The sequence below is a fragment of the Paenibacillus sp. PvR098 genome, from assembly GCF_017833255.1.
Taxonomy (GTDB): Bacteria; Bacillota; Bacilli; order Paenibacillales; family NBRC-103111; genus Paenibacillus_G.
In genome coordinates this window covers 3381477-3398263 of record NZ_JAFIBU010000001.1, presented here as the reverse complement: position 1 = coordinate 3398263, position 16787 = coordinate 3381477, and the positions used below count along the sequence as shown (strand labels likewise).

Annotated in this window: 13 protein-coding genes; 3 read left to right on the top strand and 10 right to left on the bottom strand. The window is 51.4% G+C overall.

Going from position 1 to position 16787, the window contains the following annotated elements; genetic code table 11:
• Positions 1-16: 16 nt before the first annotated feature.
• Positions 17-2014, bottom strand: a complete 1998-nt coding sequence (gene uvrB / locus JOE45_RS16855) for an excinuclease ABC subunit UvrB (RefSeq protein WP_210023200.1) — start codon at positions 2012-2014, stop codon at positions 17-19.
• A gap of 264 nt (positions 2015-2278) precedes the next feature.
• On the opposite strand from uvrB, the gene JOE45_RS16850 reads away from it, so the two are divergent.
• A complete protein-coding gene (locus JOE45_RS16850; protein ID WP_210023201.1) occupies positions 2279-3070 on the top strand; it encodes a flagellar motor protein in 792 nt (263 codons plus the stop codon).
• Entirely contained in the window at positions 3054-3797 is a 744-nt protein-coding gene (locus JOE45_RS16845; protein ID WP_210023202.1) for a flagellar motor protein MotB, read from the top strand. The genes JOE45_RS16850 and JOE45_RS16845 overlap by 17 nt, the downstream gene beginning before the upstream one ends.
• A gap of 85 nt (positions 3798-3882) precedes the next feature.
• Here the strand turns inward: JOE45_RS16845 and JOE45_RS16840 are convergent, their stop codons facing one another.
• From JOE45_RS16840 to ftsE, 5 genes are all read right to left on the bottom strand, one after another.
• Positions 3883-5175, bottom strand: coding sequence for a PDZ domain-containing protein (locus JOE45_RS16840; protein WP_210023203.1), 1293 nt, complete (start codon positions 5173-5175; stop codon positions 3883-3885).
• Positions 5176-5410: 235 nt separating this feature from the next.
• Complete coding sequence (locus JOE45_RS16835) at positions 5411-6859, bottom strand: S41 family peptidase (RefSeq protein WP_210023204.1); 1449 nt, start codon at positions 6857-6859, stop codon at positions 5411-5413.
• 94 nt (positions 6860-6953) lie between these two features.
• Positions 6954-8195 (bottom strand): murein hydrolase activator EnvC family protein, encoded by a 1242-nt coding sequence (locus JOE45_RS16830; protein WP_210023205.1) that lies wholly within the window; start codon positions 8193-8195, stop codon positions 6954-6956.
• A 47-nt stretch (positions 8196-8242) separates the two neighbouring features.
• A complete protein-coding gene (gene ftsX, locus JOE45_RS16825; RefSeq protein ID WP_210023206.1) occupies positions 8243-9160 on the bottom strand; it encodes a permease-like cell division protein FtsX in 918 nt (305 codons plus the stop codon).
• The gene (gene ftsE, locus JOE45_RS16820; RefSeq protein WP_210023207.1) at positions 9150-9836 is read right to left on the bottom strand and encodes a cell division ATP-binding protein FtsE; all 687 of its coding nucleotides are present in this window, start codon (positions 9834-9836) and stop codon (positions 9150-9152) included. The genes ftsX and ftsE overlap by 11 nt, the downstream gene beginning before the upstream one ends.
• A gap of 340 nt (positions 9837-10176) precedes the next feature.
• Here ftsE and JOE45_RS16815 point away from each other — a divergent pair, with 340 nt between their 5' ends.
• Positions 10177-11649, top strand: a complete 1473-nt coding sequence (locus JOE45_RS16815; RefSeq protein WP_210023208.1) for a VanW family protein — start codon at positions 10177-10179, stop codon at positions 11647-11649.
• 155 nt (positions 11650-11804) lie between these two features.
• Here the strand turns inward: JOE45_RS16815 and argH are convergent, their stop codons facing one another.
• The 4 genes from argH to JOE45_RS16795 all read right to left on the bottom strand — a co-directional run bounded on the left by argH (position 11805) and on the right by JOE45_RS16795 (position 16764).
• On the bottom strand, positions 11805-13220 hold the full coding sequence (gene argH / locus JOE45_RS16810) for an argininosuccinate lyase (protein WP_210023209.1): 1416 nt from the start codon (positions 13218-13220) through the stop codon (positions 11805-11807).
• 78 nt (positions 13221-13298) lie between these two features.
• Complete coding sequence (locus tag JOE45_RS16805; protein ID WP_210023210.1) at positions 13299-14540, bottom strand: argininosuccinate synthase; 1242 nt, start codon at positions 14538-14540, stop codon at positions 13299-13301.
• 32 nt (positions 14541-14572) lie between these two features.
• On the bottom strand, positions 14573-15529 hold the full coding sequence (gene argF / locus JOE45_RS16800; protein ID WP_210023211.1) for an ornithine carbamoyltransferase: 957 nt from the start codon (positions 15527-15529) through the stop codon (positions 14573-14575).
• A gap of 44 nt (positions 15530-15573) precedes the next feature.
• A complete protein-coding gene (locus JOE45_RS16795) occupies positions 15574-16764 on the bottom strand; it encodes an acetylornithine transaminase (RefSeq protein ID WP_210023605.1) in 1191 nt (396 codons plus the stop codon).
• Positions 16765-16787: the final 23 nt, after the last annotated feature.

Genomic DNA, 16787 nt, shown 5'->3' with positions numbered 1-16787 from the left:
TTCACCCTTCCCTTCGTTACAGCTCCGCCTTCAGCTCAAGCACAGCATCGCGCAGCTCCGCAGCGCGTTCGAACTGCAGATTTTTGGCTGCATCCTTCATTTCCTTCTCTAAGCGTTCGATCAAGGACAACCGGTCCTTCTTGGACATCTTGGTCTGCTTAACCTCCGCCAAGTATTCCGTCTTCTGTTCGGCAACCTTCGTCGCTTCAATCACATCGCGCACTTTCTTCTGTATCGTCTGCGGCGTAATGCCGTGTTTTTCATTGTAAGCCATCTGGATGCTTCGGCGTCGATTGGTTTCATCCAACGCTTTAGCCATCGAATCGGTGATCTTATCGCCGTACATGATTACGCGGCCATTTGAGTTCCGCGCCGCCCGCCCGATTGTCTGAATAAGCGACCGCTCGGAACGAAGAAAGCCTTCCTTATCCGCGTCGAGTATCGTCACAAGGGAGACTTCAGGAAGATCAAGACCTTCACGCAGAAGGTTGATCCCTACCAGTACATGAAATACACCAAGCCGCAGTTCCCGTAAAATCTGCATCCGCTCCAACGTCTTGATATCTGAGTGAAGGTAGCGAACCTTAATGCCGATTTCCTTGAAATAGTCGGTTAAATCTTCCGCCATCTTCTTGGTCAGCGTCGTCACCAGCACGCGTTCGTCCTTCTTGATGCGATCTTGAATTTCTCCAAGCAGATCGTCGATTTGTCCCTTTGTAGGCCTTACCTCGATCTCCGGATCAATCAGGCCTGTTGGCCGAATGATCTGCTCCACCATCTGCGGGCAGTGTTCGATTTCGTAGGGTCCGGGCGTGGCGGAGATATATACGATTTGATTGATTTTTTGCTCGAATTCCTCAAACCGGAGCGGCCGGTTATCCAGCGCCGATGGCAGACGGAAGCCATGATCCACCAGCACTTCCTTACGTGCGCGGTCGCCATTGTACATGGCGCGAATCTGTGGCAGAGAGACATGCGATTCATCGACAAGGATCAGCAGATCGTCCGGAAAATAATCCAACAAAGTGTACGGCGTGGCTCCGCGTTCGCGAAACGTCAGCGGTCCCGAATAGTTCTCGATGCCCGAGCAGAACCCCATCTCCTGCATCATCTCTATGTCATAGCGCGTCCGCTGCTCCAACCGCTGGGCCTCCAGCAGCTTCCCCTGTTCCCTCAGCTCGGCGAGCCGCTCCTCCAGCTCCCGCTCGATATTGACAAGCGCCCGCTTCATCGTATCCTCGTGGGTTACGAAGTGGGAAGCCGGGAAGATCGCGATATGATCCCTCTGACCGATAATCTCTCCGGTCAGCACATCAATCTCCGTAATTCGTTCGATCTCATCCCCAAACAGCTCAACGCGAACCGCCTGCTCCCCGTGCGAAGCCGGAAAGATTTCAATGACGTCACCGCGGACGCGGAAGGTGCCGCGAACAAAGTTCATATCATTTCTTTGATATTGAATGTCAATCAGCCGATGCAAAATTTCATTGCGGGATCGTTCCATCCCTACGCGCAGCGAAAGCACCAAATCACGGTACTCCATCGGCGAACCCAGGCCGTAAATACAAGACACACTGGCCACGATGATGACATCCCTGCGCTCGAACAAAGAGCTCGTTGCGGAATGCCGCAGCTTATCGATTTCTTCGTTAATGCTGGAATCTTTCTCAATGTAGGTGTCAGACGACGGAATATACGCCTCCGGCTGATAATAATCATAATAACTTACAAAATACGATACTGCATTATTCGGAAAAAACTCTTGAAGCTCGCTGCACAGCTGTGCAGCGAGCGTCTTATTGTGAGCGATCAGCAGTGTCGGCCGGTTCAACTGAGCGATGACATGCGCTGCCGTAAAGGTTTTGCCCGTGCCCGTCGCGCCAAGCAGAGCCTGATGCCTCTGGCCGGAACGTATACTCTCCACCAATCGTTTGATCGCTTCCGGCTGGTCGCCTTGAGGCACGTAATCCGACACCAGCTCAAATTTCTTATCGCTTACTACTACCTCGTTCATCTCATCACCCGTTCATAGTAAGAGTTTTCATATAAACTTTTATTTATCTGCTTCCGATTAAATATATATGCATCAAACGCGCACTTTCGACTTCGTCCGACTATTTTTTACTTATAGGAATATTTGTTCCCATATATTATACCTTTTTTCTCTCTTTGTTGCAAATGACTCCCATTTCTCTTTTAATATAATGAGACGTTTGCACAGGGAGCAGACTTAGGCCGCATATCTATTATACAAGAAAATCTAGGGGTGGAACCAACATTGGATATAACTACAATTCTTGGAATTCTCATTGGTATAGGAGCACTGATCGGAGGTTACGTTTGGGACGGTGGACACTTAAAAGCATTGTTTGTTCCAAGTGCCGCGTTAATTGTTTTCGGGGGAACGATCGGCGCGGTTGTGGTCAGCTTTCCAAAGTCCCAGCTCAAGCAAATCAGCAGCGCACTGAAGTTGGCATTCCAAGAGTCCAAGAGAGATTCCTCTATCGTCATTGAAGAACTGGTCGACATGTCTACCACTGCCCGAAGGGAAGGAGTACTTTCCTTAGAACAGCGAGCGTTGGAACATCCCGACGCGTTTCTGAGAGAAGGTCTGGTGATGGTTGTCGACGGAACGGATCCGGAATTAACAAAGCAAATTCTCGAGCTGGAAATCGACGCGCTGGAGAATCGCCATGAAGGCTGGGCTAAAATCTTCGAATCGGCGGGTGGCTTTGCCCCAACTATGGGAATCATCGGTACGGTGATGGGGCTTATTCACGTCCTCGGAAACTTATCCGACCCGGGTTCGCTTGGTCCTTCGATCGCCGTGGCATTCTCCGCTACGTTATATGGAGTCGGTTCGGCTAACGTCATTTATTTACCGATAGCAAGCAAAATTAAAATTCGCAGTAAGGAGACCATAGCCGAAATGGAAATGATGCTCGAGGGCATCCTGGCGCTTCAAGCCGGCGAAAACCCTCAGCTCATCAAGAAAAAGCTGTACTCCTTCCTTCATCAGGAACAAAAAACAGTTGAAGGCGCAGGTGAGGCCGATGGCGAGGAGAAATAAACGTAAGGTCTATGCGCCGCACGAAAATCATGAGCGCTGGTTGATTACTTACGCCGATTTGATTACGCTGCTGCTGATCTTCTTCGTCGTCATGTACGCCATGAGTAAAATCGATGTTCAGAAGTATGAAGTATTGTCCCAATCGCTGAAATCGGAATTTCTGAAACCCGACTCCATCATGCAGCAAGGTGAAGGTATAATGGGAGGGACGAACCCGACTAAGGGTGATGAGACAAAGACCGAACCGCAGGGGCAAGAAGAACAGCAGCTCGAAAATTTACTGGAGCAAATTCAAGCCTACATCAAGCAGAATCAGCTTCAGGCTCAAGTCTCTGCTGCAAATACCCCTCGCGGGGTCGCCATTACGCTAAACGACCTGTTCTTGTTCGATTTGGGTAATGCCGAACTCAAGCCCGACGCGTTCCCGATCTTGAATCAGCTTGCAACGCTATTCCCTTCACTGGATGCGACCATCAGCATTGAAGGACATACGGACAATCTGCCGCTCGCAACCGGTTCTGTCTTTCGGGATAATTGGGGCTTATCCCAAGCCCGATCGTTATCTGTCCTGAGGTATTTCGTCAGTACCGCACAGTTTGATCAAAGGAAGTTCATTTCGACTTCATTTGCAGATACCCGTCCGGTAGCGGAAAACAACACTCCAGAGAATCGGTCCAAAAACCGACGCGTCGAAATCGTCGTGCTGCGGGAGAGCTCAAACCCTTAAAACCTCGAAGATAACCCCAAAAGGCGTCTCCAATCCCTGATGTAACAGTGGACTGGAGACGCCTTTCTCATGTGTTACTTCTTACTTACATCGACTTCGACCCCGGTTTGTTGTTCTTGAGTCCTATAAGCCTTCGGCTTAAGTAAGCCCAGATCGAAGTCTGCTTTTCCTCCGCGAAGTGCAGCGCATCCTGATCGGGTGCCAGAATGATTCCCAGCTGATGATGATCCCCAAAAAACACCGCCCGTTTCAAAAATTTGCTTTCTCCCGCCAAATTCAGCACCTCCAGCTTACAAAAGGCGGAATTCTGCTGCATTGCCAGATGAAGCTCCTGTTTGGTCCGTACGCGCACGCCGTTGATTTTATGCAGCGTCTCGCCAACTACAAGTCCAAGCTCCTCTGCCGGACTTCCAGGGAGAATACCTAATATATACAGTCCTTTATCTCCGTGCACATATATAGGAATTCGTCTGGCTTCATCCCAGCGGCTATAGACGATCATCGCTTCGTGCATGACGATGCACAGCAAGCACGCGACAAATGTGAGCCAAGGCCATAAGGCGGCCATTACCGCAAACAACAGCAGTACCCCAGAATATAGCACAAGCCAATTCGAGCTGATCCTAACCTTCTCCTTCGGAAGCCTCGACATCGTCATTTCCGAAAAACCGATCATAACGGGAAAACCGATGATCGTCCAACCGCTGCTCCACAAATCTCCTCCTAGCAGCGGCGTCCACGGAAGCGGCACGCCACCGCTGTTTTGTATGGGAACGAGAAGGAACAGCGCCACCGGCCAAAACCCTTGAAGCTGATATCCCCCGACAATTTTGCCCCGCTTGCTCTCAAAGAACATCGGCGTACCGAACCTGGGCCCCTGCCCGCGAATAAGCATGGCCTCCACCAAATGGAGTATGGCCGTAAGTGCTAGCAAGGAAGGCATATTCAACGCGAGCAGAGGCTTAGTTATCCAAGCCCAAGCTGCGCCGCCGTCCTGCAAAGCCGGAACCGCAAGCACAATCGCCTGAAGGATGCCGATGATGCCGACAGCATAAGCCCAACACAAAAACCTCACGCGAATCCATATCAACAGCAAAGAAATAATCCACAGCAGCAGCACGGCTTCGGGCTCGATCGTTGCGCCCACTCCCGCCATGATAACAGAAGCGGCAATGCCGCCGATCCATCCCCACAGCACAGTGCGCCAGGTTTCCGACAGTAGCGAATGAAGTTTCGTAGAAAACAGCTTGCGTTCAAACGCAATTTGCCTGCGGTATTGTAACACGATGAATAATATTCCTACATAATATAATGGGTGCATGAACAATTGCAACAGAGCATGAAGCCCTCGAACACTCAACTCCATAACCCAATCCATGGCCTGCTCCTTCACCAAACAAGGATAAACGGCTGCGGCGTCCTTTTCAGGACTCGAGCGTTTGTCAAGGTAATTCAGATGCGCCATAATGCCTTGGCAAACTATTTTTCTGAATCACAAAAAGATAAGAAGGTCAGGCTCCGTTCCGTAGCCTGCCTTCTTATAACATTTCGACGCCAATATCACTTTTCCTGCCGTTAGCCGCAAATTGCCAATATCAGTGTCCAAGGCATGATTATTTTACGACCGACTGCATATGCTGAATAGCCGCCTTCAGCTGTAAATCGTTCTTCGTATCCCGAATAGCTTCCAGAATCGCCTTCTCCAGCTTTTCGGCTGTCTCCTTATCCACTTCACCGGTGACGGGGAGATTGTTCATGCGCTGGAATGCTTTGACTGCCAGTTGCGTTTTGCCGTTAAAGTACCCGTCCATTCGCTCAGGACTCAATCCCAAGCCCTGCAGCATGATCTGCAGGTTTTTGACATCCTCGTTGTTCATATCCGGTTTCAAGATCTCTTTTTTGGTGAGCGGCGCCACCCGGAAATATCCCGGCTGTTCCACGGTAATGTTCGGTGCAATGCCATTCTTATGAACCCATGTACCGTTAGGTGTAAGCCATTTATATACGGTCATCTTGATATTGCTGCCGTCACCCATTTCCTTCTCGAAGGTCACTTGAACCGTACCTTTACCGAAGGTATTCTCACCGATCAGCTTGCTCCCCGCGGAGTCATGAAGCGCTCCGGCCAGGATTTCCGATGCGCTGGCGCTGCCTTTGTTGATCAGCACCGATACCGGATAGGGCTTGCCCGTTCCCTGAGATTTCGTTTCCTCACGTTCTCCTTTGCGGTTTTCGATCTGAACAATCGTCTTGCCCTTCGGGATAAAAGGCTCTACGATCTCCACCACCGCCGAAAGCAATCCGCCCGGGTCATTCCTCACATCAATAATAAGTCCCTTCATGCCCTGCTCTTCCAGCACTTTCAACTCTTGATTAAAATGCTCGGAGGTATTACTTGAAAATTGCCGGATTTCAATTTTGCCGATCTGTCCCGGGAGCATCTCCGCATAGACTGTTTCCACATCAATGTCATCACGTACAACAATAACAGGGATGGGCTCAGGTGAGCCGCTTCTCACAATCTCAAGCTTAGCCTGTGTTCCCTTTGGCCCGCGAATTTTCATAATTGCTTGGTTTAATGACAGTCCTTCCAGCTTCTCACCGTTCACTGAAACAATCACATCGTTCGCATGAAGCCCCGCTCTCTCGGCCGGCGCTCCCTTAATCGGAGCAACAATCACCACTTTGCCGTCCTCGGAGGTAACCTCTGCACCGATCCCTTGGAACGAAGATGTGATGTTCTCATCAAATTGCTCTGCTTCCTTTTGATCCATGTAAACCGTAAACGGGTCTTCCAGCGTGGACAGCATACCGTTAATGGCACCGTTCACGACCTTCTCGTGATCCACCTCTGTCAAAAACTTGCTCTCAATCAATTGGTATGTTTTTGCGATCTTTGAGAGATCCTTACCGCTTAGCCCCGATTGTCCGCCTGTCTGCAAGCCTGCTTCTTTCCCGACTGCAGCAAAAATGGACGGATTCACAATCGTAAGCGTCATTATGCTGCCGGCAAACATCGACAACAAAACGAAAACCAGTACCGTACGTCCTTTGAAATTCATTTCTGTTTCCACACCGCCTTTGCTGTTCCCTGCTTCTTTAAGAACTTGTCTTTCTAGTTTATGACAAGCTCTGCCTATTTATGAACAGCTGGATTTAGCGCAAATACGGCTTTGGATCGACAGTAGACTCATTAATCCGCACTTCAAAATGCAGATGGTTCCCCGTAGACCGGCCCGTCGAGCCAACCTCGGCCACCTTCTGTCCGCGTTTGACGGAATCCCCTTTTTTCACAACAATTCCATCGTTACGGATGTGTCCGTACAATGTCCAAATGCCCTTGCCATGATCGATAATGACCGTATTGCCATACCCGCTCCACCAACCGGCCAAAATCACCACGCCGGCTTCTGCAGCCAAGATGCTAGTGCCGGCGGGAGCAGGAAAATCTAATCCGCTATGGCTCGACTTACGTCCAGTGAACGGGTCGGTGCGTGTCCCAAAGTCCGAGGACATCCGAACCACGCTCGGCAGCGGATAGGCGAACTTACCTCCGCTGTACGTATAAGCCGGGGCCGAGCTTTGACCCTTTTTACCCGCTAACGCGGCTCTAGCCTGCGCCTGCTCCTGCTGCTTCGCCTGTTGGAAAGAACGCTGCTTCGCCGCTTCGTCCCGGGCGATCTTCAGCATTTGCTGCTCCTCTTCTTCGCTGACAATCTCAAGCTCTCGTTCCTTTTCAGACAAGCTTGCAATCTTGACTTGTTTTTCCTTCTCTTTTACAACAAGCTCAGCCTTGATGACGGACGATTGTTCAATTAAGCTTGTTACCTCAGCGAACTGTTTCTCTATCACCACTCGCTTTTCTACAACGAGATCGCGGTCGCGTTTGTTTGCTTCCAATATTTCCTTGTCTTGGTTCACAATCGACTTCAGCGCATTCAGCCGATCGAGAAAATCGCTGAAATTGGTCGAGCTGAGCAGCACATCGGCATAAGACACGGCACCGTTCATATACATGAGCCTCAAGCGGGATTTGAGCATTTCGTCGCGCGAAGTGATGCGTTCCTCCGCTTCATCCAGCTGCACGGCATTATCCTCAAGAGATGCGACGACCTTATCCTCCTGGTCCTTCAGTACGCTTAATCTCTTGTTAGTCGCATCGATCTCGCTTAAGATCACATCGATATCTCTCTCCGTAAGCTGCATCTCGTGGTGTACTTGGGCGATTTGCTTATCTGTTTGTGCAGATTTTTGCTGCACAGCCGATTTCGCTTTCTTCAACTGATTGAGCTCTTGCTGAATCCGCTGCGATTCCTTTAGAGCAAAACTGGACTGCGGTACAAGCAATGTGCCCAGTAAACCGGCGGCTGCCACAAGCGGCAGTAAAGACTTCTTCAAACCATTTCCTCCTCCGACTTATCATCATTTCAGTCAAGTCTTGGTGGCTATACCTTCAAAAATTTTCGAACGGACAGCGTACTGCCCCATATACCGATCAGAACACCTATACCGATCAAAAGACCGGCGGTTTCCCAACGAATACTCTCAAAAGGAAGCAATTCAATAAGCATCAGGTTCAGATCGAGATGAATCGATCGCATCATTTGCCAGTAACCATAAAGCAGAATGACCACCGGGATCACCGAGCCAATGATACCAAGCAGCGCCCCTTCGATGAAAAACGGCCACCGGATAAAAGCGTTCGTAGCCCCTACGAGCTTCATAATCGAGATCTCGCGACGCCGCGCCAAAATCGTCAGCTTGATGGTGTTAGCAATCAGGAACATGGCTGTCAGAGCAAGCCCAGCAACAATAGCAAGGCCTATATTACGGACGATGGATGTGATTTTGAACATCGTCTCTACTGTCCCTTGGCCGTAACTGACGCGCTGAATCGGCTTTGCCGGTTTGTCATTGTTGAGACTGTTAATCTGCTGTGCTACATCCGCAACTTGCCGGGGCTCCGCAACCTCGATGGTAAACGAGTCGTTCAGCGGATTGTTCTCTCCTTCAAACCCTTCGAGAAGCTGATTGCCGCCCTCTCCCAGCTTCTCGCGAAGAAACACAAGCCCTTCTTCTTTGGATACGAACGTGACTTTATTCACTTGCGGAATAGCTGCGATTTCCCCCCGAAGCAGGTTGATTTGATCATCCGGAGTATTGACTTCCATGTAAACGCGGATCTCCACCTGCTGTTCGATTTGCTGGGCCAAGAAATTGACATTCAAAGTCAAAAGAAGAAACACACCTAAAATGAACAAAGAGATCGCAATCGAACTGATCGAGGCAAAGGACATCCAACCGTTACGAACGACATTCTTGCCGCCTTCCCGGAGATGCCTCACGGCTGTGTTAATCTTCATAGCCGTATTCACCCCTCGCTTGATCACGAACGATCTTGCCTGCCTCGATAGCCAGTACCCGTTTGCGCATCGTATTCACGATTTCTCTATTGTGCGTTGCCATCACAATGGTGGTGCCGCGGAAATTAATTTCCTCCATCAGCTTCATGATGCCCCACGATGTGTCCGGGTCCAGATTCCCCGTAGGTTCATCTGCGATAATGACCGAAGGCTTATTCACTATTGCCCGGGCAATAGCCACACGCTGCTGTTCCCCTCCCGACAGCTGGGTCGGAAGCGAATTTGCTTTATCCTTCAAACGAACCAGCTCGAGCACCTCGAGCGTACGCTTCTTAATGATTTTCTTGGGCGCCTCGATAACCTCCATAGCAAAAGCCACGTTCTCAAACACTGTAAGCCTCGGCAGCAGACGAAAATCTTGGAAAATGACGCCGATATTTCGTCTGACATATGGAATTTTGCGTTGTTTCAGCTTTTCCAAGTTGAAGCCATTCACGAAGATCGTGCCATTGGTAGGCCGTTCTTCTCTATAAATCATTTTCATGAAAGTCGATTTACCGGCGCCGGAAGGGCCTACGATATAGACGAATTCGCTTTGGTCTACTTTGACGCTGATGCCTTGTAAGGCATGGCTTCCATTAGGATACGTTTTCCAAACGTCCTGCATTTCGATCACGGTATCACATCCTGAATATTGCGAGTTTTACCCATTGAATGGGCAGCATGAACTAGGAAGATGGATAGATTTCTACCAGCTTAATATCTTCGACATAAGATCACAAAATCCTTTATGACTCTTCTGGTTTTCTACAGATTGTCACATTTGGAAAGAGATTTGTTGAATGGTCGTTCTTGGGGTGCGCAAGAAATGAGGCAATCGACGTTTCCGGGCAAAAAACGGCACGATCCACTTATGCGAAACGGCGACCCCACCGGTACGTTTTTGGCAAGTTTTTGACCTTGGCCGCATACTTATGAAGATAAGGTACGAGCTTTCGTGAGAAGGAGACCCTTTGATGGCATACTCAAATCCCCGTTTACTCTGGTTGTGGATTAGCGTTCTGATGATATCGTTATCCGCTTGCCTGACGATCGCCGGCTATGGTTCGCTTCAGCGTATTCCTGCGCATGTGAGGGTCGGAGATTGGGTCATCGGCGGTCTGACCGTGCCTGAATTCGAAAAGCAGTTGGAGGAAAGAAGGGCTGGTCTTTTGGGATTCAACATTCGGTTGAATGTCGAAGGAGGGAGTCTATCTGCAGTACGTACACTGCAGCAGCTCGGACTGGAAGTCAACACGCAGGAGCTGCTTGAGCGGCTAGGACCGCTTACGGACGGCTCACCGTTTCATCGGGCGCTCTACCGCTGGCGCATTCGGCATGAGTCTTGGACGCTGACCGCCCGTTTCCCGGAAGAGAAGGTGCATGAGGCCTTGAAGGAAACCTTCCACGAGGTGTACTCCCGTCAGCCGGCCGACGCCAGGCGGGTGATTGAGCCGGATGACACGATTCGTCTTATCCCGGAAATACGAGTGCAGCGGATTGACGAGGAAAAGCTGAAGAAGCTGTTGGAAAAGATCCTGCCTTCTTGGGAGACGATATGCGGGCCGGATAACCAGCCGCTCCAGCTGGATGTTCCTATGCGGATAGCTGAGCCCCAAGTCACGATGCTTATGCTGCAAGAGCAGGGGATTGTGAGAAAAATCAGCGAATTTATAACAAATTATCCGCCTCATGCATCATCAGCCCCCAGCGGCGAAGGCCGTGTTCATAACGTCCGCTCCACAGCTGCCTCTCTGCAGGACGTCCTGCTGAAACCCGGTGAAGTATTTGACTATGCTCCTTTTATCGAGCAAACGGAAAAAAGATTCGGCTTCAAGGAAGCGCCCGTCATTGTCAACGGCAAGCTCGTTCCCGGTATAGGCGGAGGCATCTGCCAAGTGTCGTCTACATTGTACAACGCCGTACTGCGAGCCGGGCTTACCATCGTGGAGCGGCGAAATCATTCGCTTCCGGTTAGCTATGTGCCTCTGGGACAGGACGCCACCTTTGCGAGCGGACACATTAACTTCAAGTTCCGCAACAGTACGGACTATGCGGTGCTCATTCGAACCGAGGCCGATCACCAAAGCTTAACAGTTAGACTTTTCGGTCAGACGCCACCTGAGTTTACCTATGAGGTCGAATCGAGAACGGTCGAAACGCTTGAGCCTCCGGTGAAATACGTGCTGAATCCTTCCCTTAAGACAGGCAAGCAGGAAACGATTTCTAAGGGCAAACCCGGCTATATTGTCGAAACCTACCGCTACAAGAAGAAAGCCGGCAGAGTGCTTTCACAAGAAAAGTTATCTCGCGATACATATGCCGCTCAGCCTACGATCATTGCATCAAACAGCGGATCGGGCAGAGGCGACCGCTCTATACCATCCCCGAGCGGCGATAAGCCTGAGCCTTTGATCGAAGACGGCGTGAAAGGTCCCCATTTCCAGTAAAAATATGGGGGCAGCCGGACTGTAGCGGATCTGCAGGATGCTTATGTCCGACGAGACATCAACTGCACATGGACAGGAGCACAGCTGTCACAAAGCAACAGGGCGCCCATCGGCCAATGATTCGGCCGCGGCGCCCCGTTTATACGATCGCTGCATTATCTGCTTTTCGCGTAATACTCTTCAAACCATGCGTTCGATCCGGCCAGAACGGCTTCCGCGCGCTCAATTGCCCCGGTCACCTGAGCCTCCGCCGTGCCGCCGTACACATTGCGCGCATTCACGACGCTCTCCGGCTGCAGCACAGTGTAAATATCCTGATCAAATAGCTTGGAGAATTGATGAAACTCCTCCAGCTTCAAGTCGAGCAGGTATTTTTTATTTTGAATACAGTAGAGCACCGTTTTGCCGATAACTTCATGCGCTTGGCGGAACGGCATGCCCTTGTTAACCAAATAATCCGCGATATCGGTCGCGTTGGAGAAGTCCTGGTTCACCGCCTGCCTCATCCGTTCCTTGTTCACCTTCATCGTACTGATCATCGGCGCGTACAGTTGCAGAGCGCCCTGCAGGGTGCGTACCGTGTCGAACATACCTTCCTTGTCCTCCTGCATGTCCTTGTTATAGGCCAATGGGAGAGACTTCAGCACGGTCAGGAGACCAAACAGGTTGCCGTATACGCGGCCCGTCTTGCCGCGAACGAGCTCGGCCACGTCCGGGTTCTTCTTCTGCGGCATGATGCTGCTGCCAGTGCAGAATGCGTCGTCAAGCTCGATGAAACGGAACTCCGTGCTGGACCACAGTACGAACTCCTCACTCAGCCGCGATAGATGCATCATGATCGTTGACGCGTTCGACAAGAACTCGAGAATAAAGTCTCGGTCGCTGACCGCATCAAGCGAATTCTCGTATACGCCGTCAAAGCCGAGCTGCTGCGCTACGAAGTGGCGGTCGATCGGGAACGTCGTTCCCGCCAAAGCGCCGGCCCCGAGCGGCATTACGTTGACTCGCTTATAGCTGTCCTGCAGACGCTCGATATCCCGCTGGAACATTGATACGTAAGCCATCAGATGGTGGGCGAACAAAATCGGCTGCGCCCGCTGCAAATGCGTGTAACCCGGCACAATGGTATCTAGGTTATTCTTCGCTTGTCCGATCAAAGCCTCTTGCACTTTATTCAAAAGACCGACAAATTCGACGACGCGCTTGCGCAGCCACAAATGCATGTCCGTTGCCACTTGGTCATTCCGGCTGCGTCCGGTATGGAGCTTGCCCCCGACAGAACCAACCTCATCGATTAACGCTTTCTCAATGTTCATATGAATATCTTCGTCGCTGATGGAGAACTCCATTTCACCGCGGCGAATCATGCTCTGAACCTTCAACAGGCCGTCTTTGATTTTCTCCACGTCATCCAGCGGTAGAATGCCGCATTTGCCAAGCATCGTCACATGTGCCAGACTGCCTTGGATATCCTCCTCGGCAAGTTCCTTGTCAAACATGATTGAAGCTGTATATTCTTCCACCAATTGGTCTGTTTTTTTCGTAAACCGTCCACCCCAAAGCTTTGACACGTCTTGCTCCCTCCTCATACACATAGGCTTAGGGTTTTCCAAAGGCGGAAAACCCTAAGTTCTTAACCACGATGCAGTTTACTTTCCTGCGTTCTGCTGCTCTACGCCGGAAGCAACGCGCAAACGCAGCGCATTCAGGCGGATGAAGCCGGTCGCGTCGCCTTGGTTGTACGCTTGTGTCGGGTCCGCTTCCATCGTTGCGATGTCCGGGTTATACAAGCTCACCGGGCTCTTCACTCCGGCGGCAATGACATTGCCTTTGTACAGCTTGAGTCGAACCGTACCGCTCACGTTCTTCTGGCTCTCGCTTACGAGTGCTTGCGCAGCCAGACGCTCCGGTGCGAACCAGAAGCCGTTGTACACGAGCGATGCGTAACGCGAGATCAGCGAGTCGCGCAAATGCATGACTTCACGGTCCATCGTGAGCGACTCCATTTTGCGATGCGCGGTGAACAAGATCGCTCCGCCCGGCGTTTCATACACGCCACGGCTCTTCATGCCGACGAAGCGGTTCTCCACCATATCCACGCGGCCTACGCCGTGCTTACCGCCGAGCTCATTGAGCTTTTCCATCACGTGAAGCGGAATCATCCGCTCGCCGTTTACTGCCACGCAATTGCCCTGTTCGAACTCCAGCTCCACATACTCTGCTTGATCTGGAGCATCCTCAGGGTCTGCACTGAGCAGGAACATGTCTTTATTCGAAGGCGCGCTGGCATCAAACCACGGATCTTCCAATACACCGCTCTCATAGCTGATATGAAGCAGGTTGCGGTCCATTGAATACGGCTTGGATGCCGATGCTGTGACCGGAATGCCGTGCTTCTCCGCATAAGCGATCATCTCTGCGCGTCCCGGGAATTGCTCACGGAACTGCTCCATACGCCAAGGCGCGATCACTTCGATGTCCGGAGTCAGCGCAGCCGCCGTCAGCTCGAAACGCACCTGATCGTTCCCTTTGCCCGTAGCGCCGTGCGCGATGGCTGTAGCGCCTTCTGCACGGGCGATTTCAACCATCCGCTTTGCAATCAAAGGACGCGCAATGCTCGTGCCGAGCAAATACTGTCCTTCATACAGTGCACCCGCTTGAAACATCGGATAAATGAAATCGCGTGCAAACTCTTCACGAAGATCATCAATGTACACTTTGGAGGCACCGGTGCTCAGCGCTTTTTCCTCTAGGCCGTCAAGCTCTTCCTTCTGCCCGATATCGGCTGTAAAAGCGATAATTTCCGCATCATACGTTTCCTTCAACCATTTCAAAATGATCGACGTATCCAAACCGCCCGAATACGCCAAAACAATTTTTTGCTTTGCCATTCGTTTCCGCTCCCCTTACATTTAAGCTCATTCTACATTATTGCAGCCATTACCGCTTTTTGCGCATGCAGACGGTTTTCCGCCTGATCGAAAATGACGGAGTTCGGCCCGTCGATCACGCCTTCTGAAACTTCTTCCCCGCGATGCGCCGGCAGGCAGTGCATGAACAGGTAGTCCTTCTTCGCGTATTTCACGAGCTCGTCGTTCACCTGATAATTCTTGAACGCGATCTCCCGCTCCTTCTGCTCCGCCTCGAAGCCCATGCTGGCCCATACATCCGTGTATACGACATCGGCATCTGCAATCGCTTCTTTCGGATCTGTGCCTACATAGATGCTGGAGCCCGCTTTCGAAGCCATTTCACGGGACATCTCGAGCACTTCCTTGTCCGGATCGTAACCATCCGGCGTCGCCACCGCAAAATTCACGCCAAGCTTGGCCGCACCCATTAACAGAGAGTGTACCATATTATTCCCATCGCCGATATAGGCTACTTTGAGTCCCTGCAGACGGCCTTTTTTCTCAAAGATCGTCTGGTAATCCGCCAGCGCCTGGCAAGGATGAGACAAGTCCGTTAAGCCGTTGATTACGGGAACCGTTGCACCCCGGGCCAGCTCGATCACCGTCCGGTGAGCATACGTGCGAATCATAATCCCGTCCAAATACCGCGACATCGTCTGCGCCGTATCTTGAATCGTCTCTCCGCGGCCGATTTGCAGATCGTTCTTGCTGAGGAACAGTGCATGACCCCCAAGCTGGTACATTCCCACTTCAAAAGAAACCCGCGTCCGCGTAGAAGACTTCTCAAAAATCATTCCGAGGGTCTTTCCTTTGAGCGGCTGATACACCTCTCCCGCTTTCTGCTTTTTCTTCAGTTCCACCGCTAAATCGATTAAATATTGAATCTCACCCGGCGTATAATCCACTAATCCGATGAAATCCCGCCCTTTAAGCTGAACTGCCATATCCTGTTCAGTTGTTCCTGGCATGGATGCATCTCCTTTCTGTTTATCCGTATAAACCGGCTGTAAAGTTAAACTGCAGCCCCGGCCTTTTTCGCTAAAATGGTGCAGATCGCATCGAGCCCACGATCCAAATCTTCCTTCGAGATCAAGAGGCTTGGCGCCAAACGAATGACGTTAGGGCCCGCCGATACGACGAGGATACCCTCGTTATGCAGCTCATTAATAATCTCCGCCGCTGATCGGTTCAGCCCGATACCGATGAGCAGTCCCAGTCCGCGGATTTGCTCCACGAGCGGATTGCCCGCCAGCTTTTGCTCGAGCTCGCTGACAATATAGCTGCCAAGTTCCGCCGCGCGTTCCGACAGCTTCTCTTCGAGTATCGTCTCCAGCGTCGCAACGCCTGCCGCGGTGGACAAGTAGTTGCCTCCGAACGTGGAGCCGTGGCTCCCTGCGGAGAACGCTTCTCGGAGCTTCTCTTTACCAAGCATCGCGCCGATCGGCATACCGCTGCCGAGTCCCTTGGCCAATGTGAACACATCGGGTTCAATACCGTAATGCTCATACGCAAACAGCTTGCCCGTGCGTCCCATGCCGGTCTGAATTTCGTCAACGATCAGCAGCAGCCCGTGCTGCTCGCACAGCTCTGCTACCCGCTTCACGAATACAGGGTCCACCGGATTCACGCCGCCTTCACCCTGAACCATCTCCAACATAATCGCGCACGTCCGGTCGCCAATCAATTTCTCCAATGCTTCCGCATCATTGAAAGGCGCGTACACGAAGCCTTCCGGAAGCGGCGAGAAGCCTTCCTTCACCTTGTCTTGTCCTGTTGCTGTCAGCGTCGCCAGCGTCCGTCCATGGAACGACATATGGAAGGTAATGATCTCGTAGCGCTCCGGCTTGCCTATTACCTTCTGATAATAACGCCGCGCCAGCTTGATCGCCGCCTCGTTCGCTTCCGCCCCGCTGTTGCAGAAGAATACGGCATCTGCGCAGCTGTTAGCGACAAGCAGCTCCGCCAGCTTTTGCTGGTCCGGAATATGAAACAGATTGCTCGTATGCCAAAGCGTATCGACCTGGTTTTTCAAACGCTCCTTTACCTGCTTTGGAGCATGCCCTAAGTTCGTCACCGCGAGCCCGCACATCAGGTCCAAATATTCCTTGCCGTTCTCATCCCACAGCCTGCTGCCGTCCCCCTTCACAAACGTAAAAGGATACCGTCCGTAATTCGGAAACAACGCATTTTGAGACTCTCCCATGCCTTTCACTCCTTTATCATTCA

Bases quoted from the DNA above. Each gene is read 5' to 3' on its own strand.
- JOE45_RS16795 (WP_210023605.1), bottom strand. From the start codon at position 16,764: ATGGGAGAGTCTCAAAATGCGTTGTTTCCGAATTACGGACGGTATCCT.
- JOE45_RS16815 (WP_210023208.1), top strand. From the start codon at position 10,177: ATGGCATACTCAAATCCCCGTTTACTCTGGTTGTGGATTAGCGTTCTG.
- ftsX (WP_210023206.1), bottom strand. From the start codon at position 9,160: ATGAAGATTAACACAGCCGTGAGGCATCTCCGGGAAGGCGGCAAGAAT.
- JOE45_RS16845 (WP_210023202.1), top strand. From the start codon at position 3,054: ATGGCGAGGAGAAATAAACGTAAGGTCTATGCGCCGCACGAAAATCAT.
- JOE45_RS16835 (WP_210023204.1), bottom strand. From the start codon at position 6,859: ATGAATTTCAAAGGACGTACGGTACTGGTTTTCGTTTTGTTGTCGATG.
- argF (WP_210023211.1), bottom strand. From the start codon at position 15,529: ATGCCAGGAACAACTGAACAGGATATGGCAGTTCAGCTTAAAGGGCGG.
- JOE45_RS16840 (WP_210023203.1), bottom strand. From the start codon at position 5,175: ATGGATTGGGTTATGGAGTTGAGTGTTCGAGGGCTTCATGCTCTGTTG.
- JOE45_RS16805 (WP_210023210.1), bottom strand. From the start codon at position 14,540: ATGGCAAAGCAAAAAATTGTTTTGGCGTATTCGGGCGGTTTGGATACG.
- uvrB (WP_210023200.1), bottom strand. From the start codon at position 2,014: ATGAACGAGGTAGTAGTAAGCGATAAGAAATTTGAGCTGGTGTCGGAT.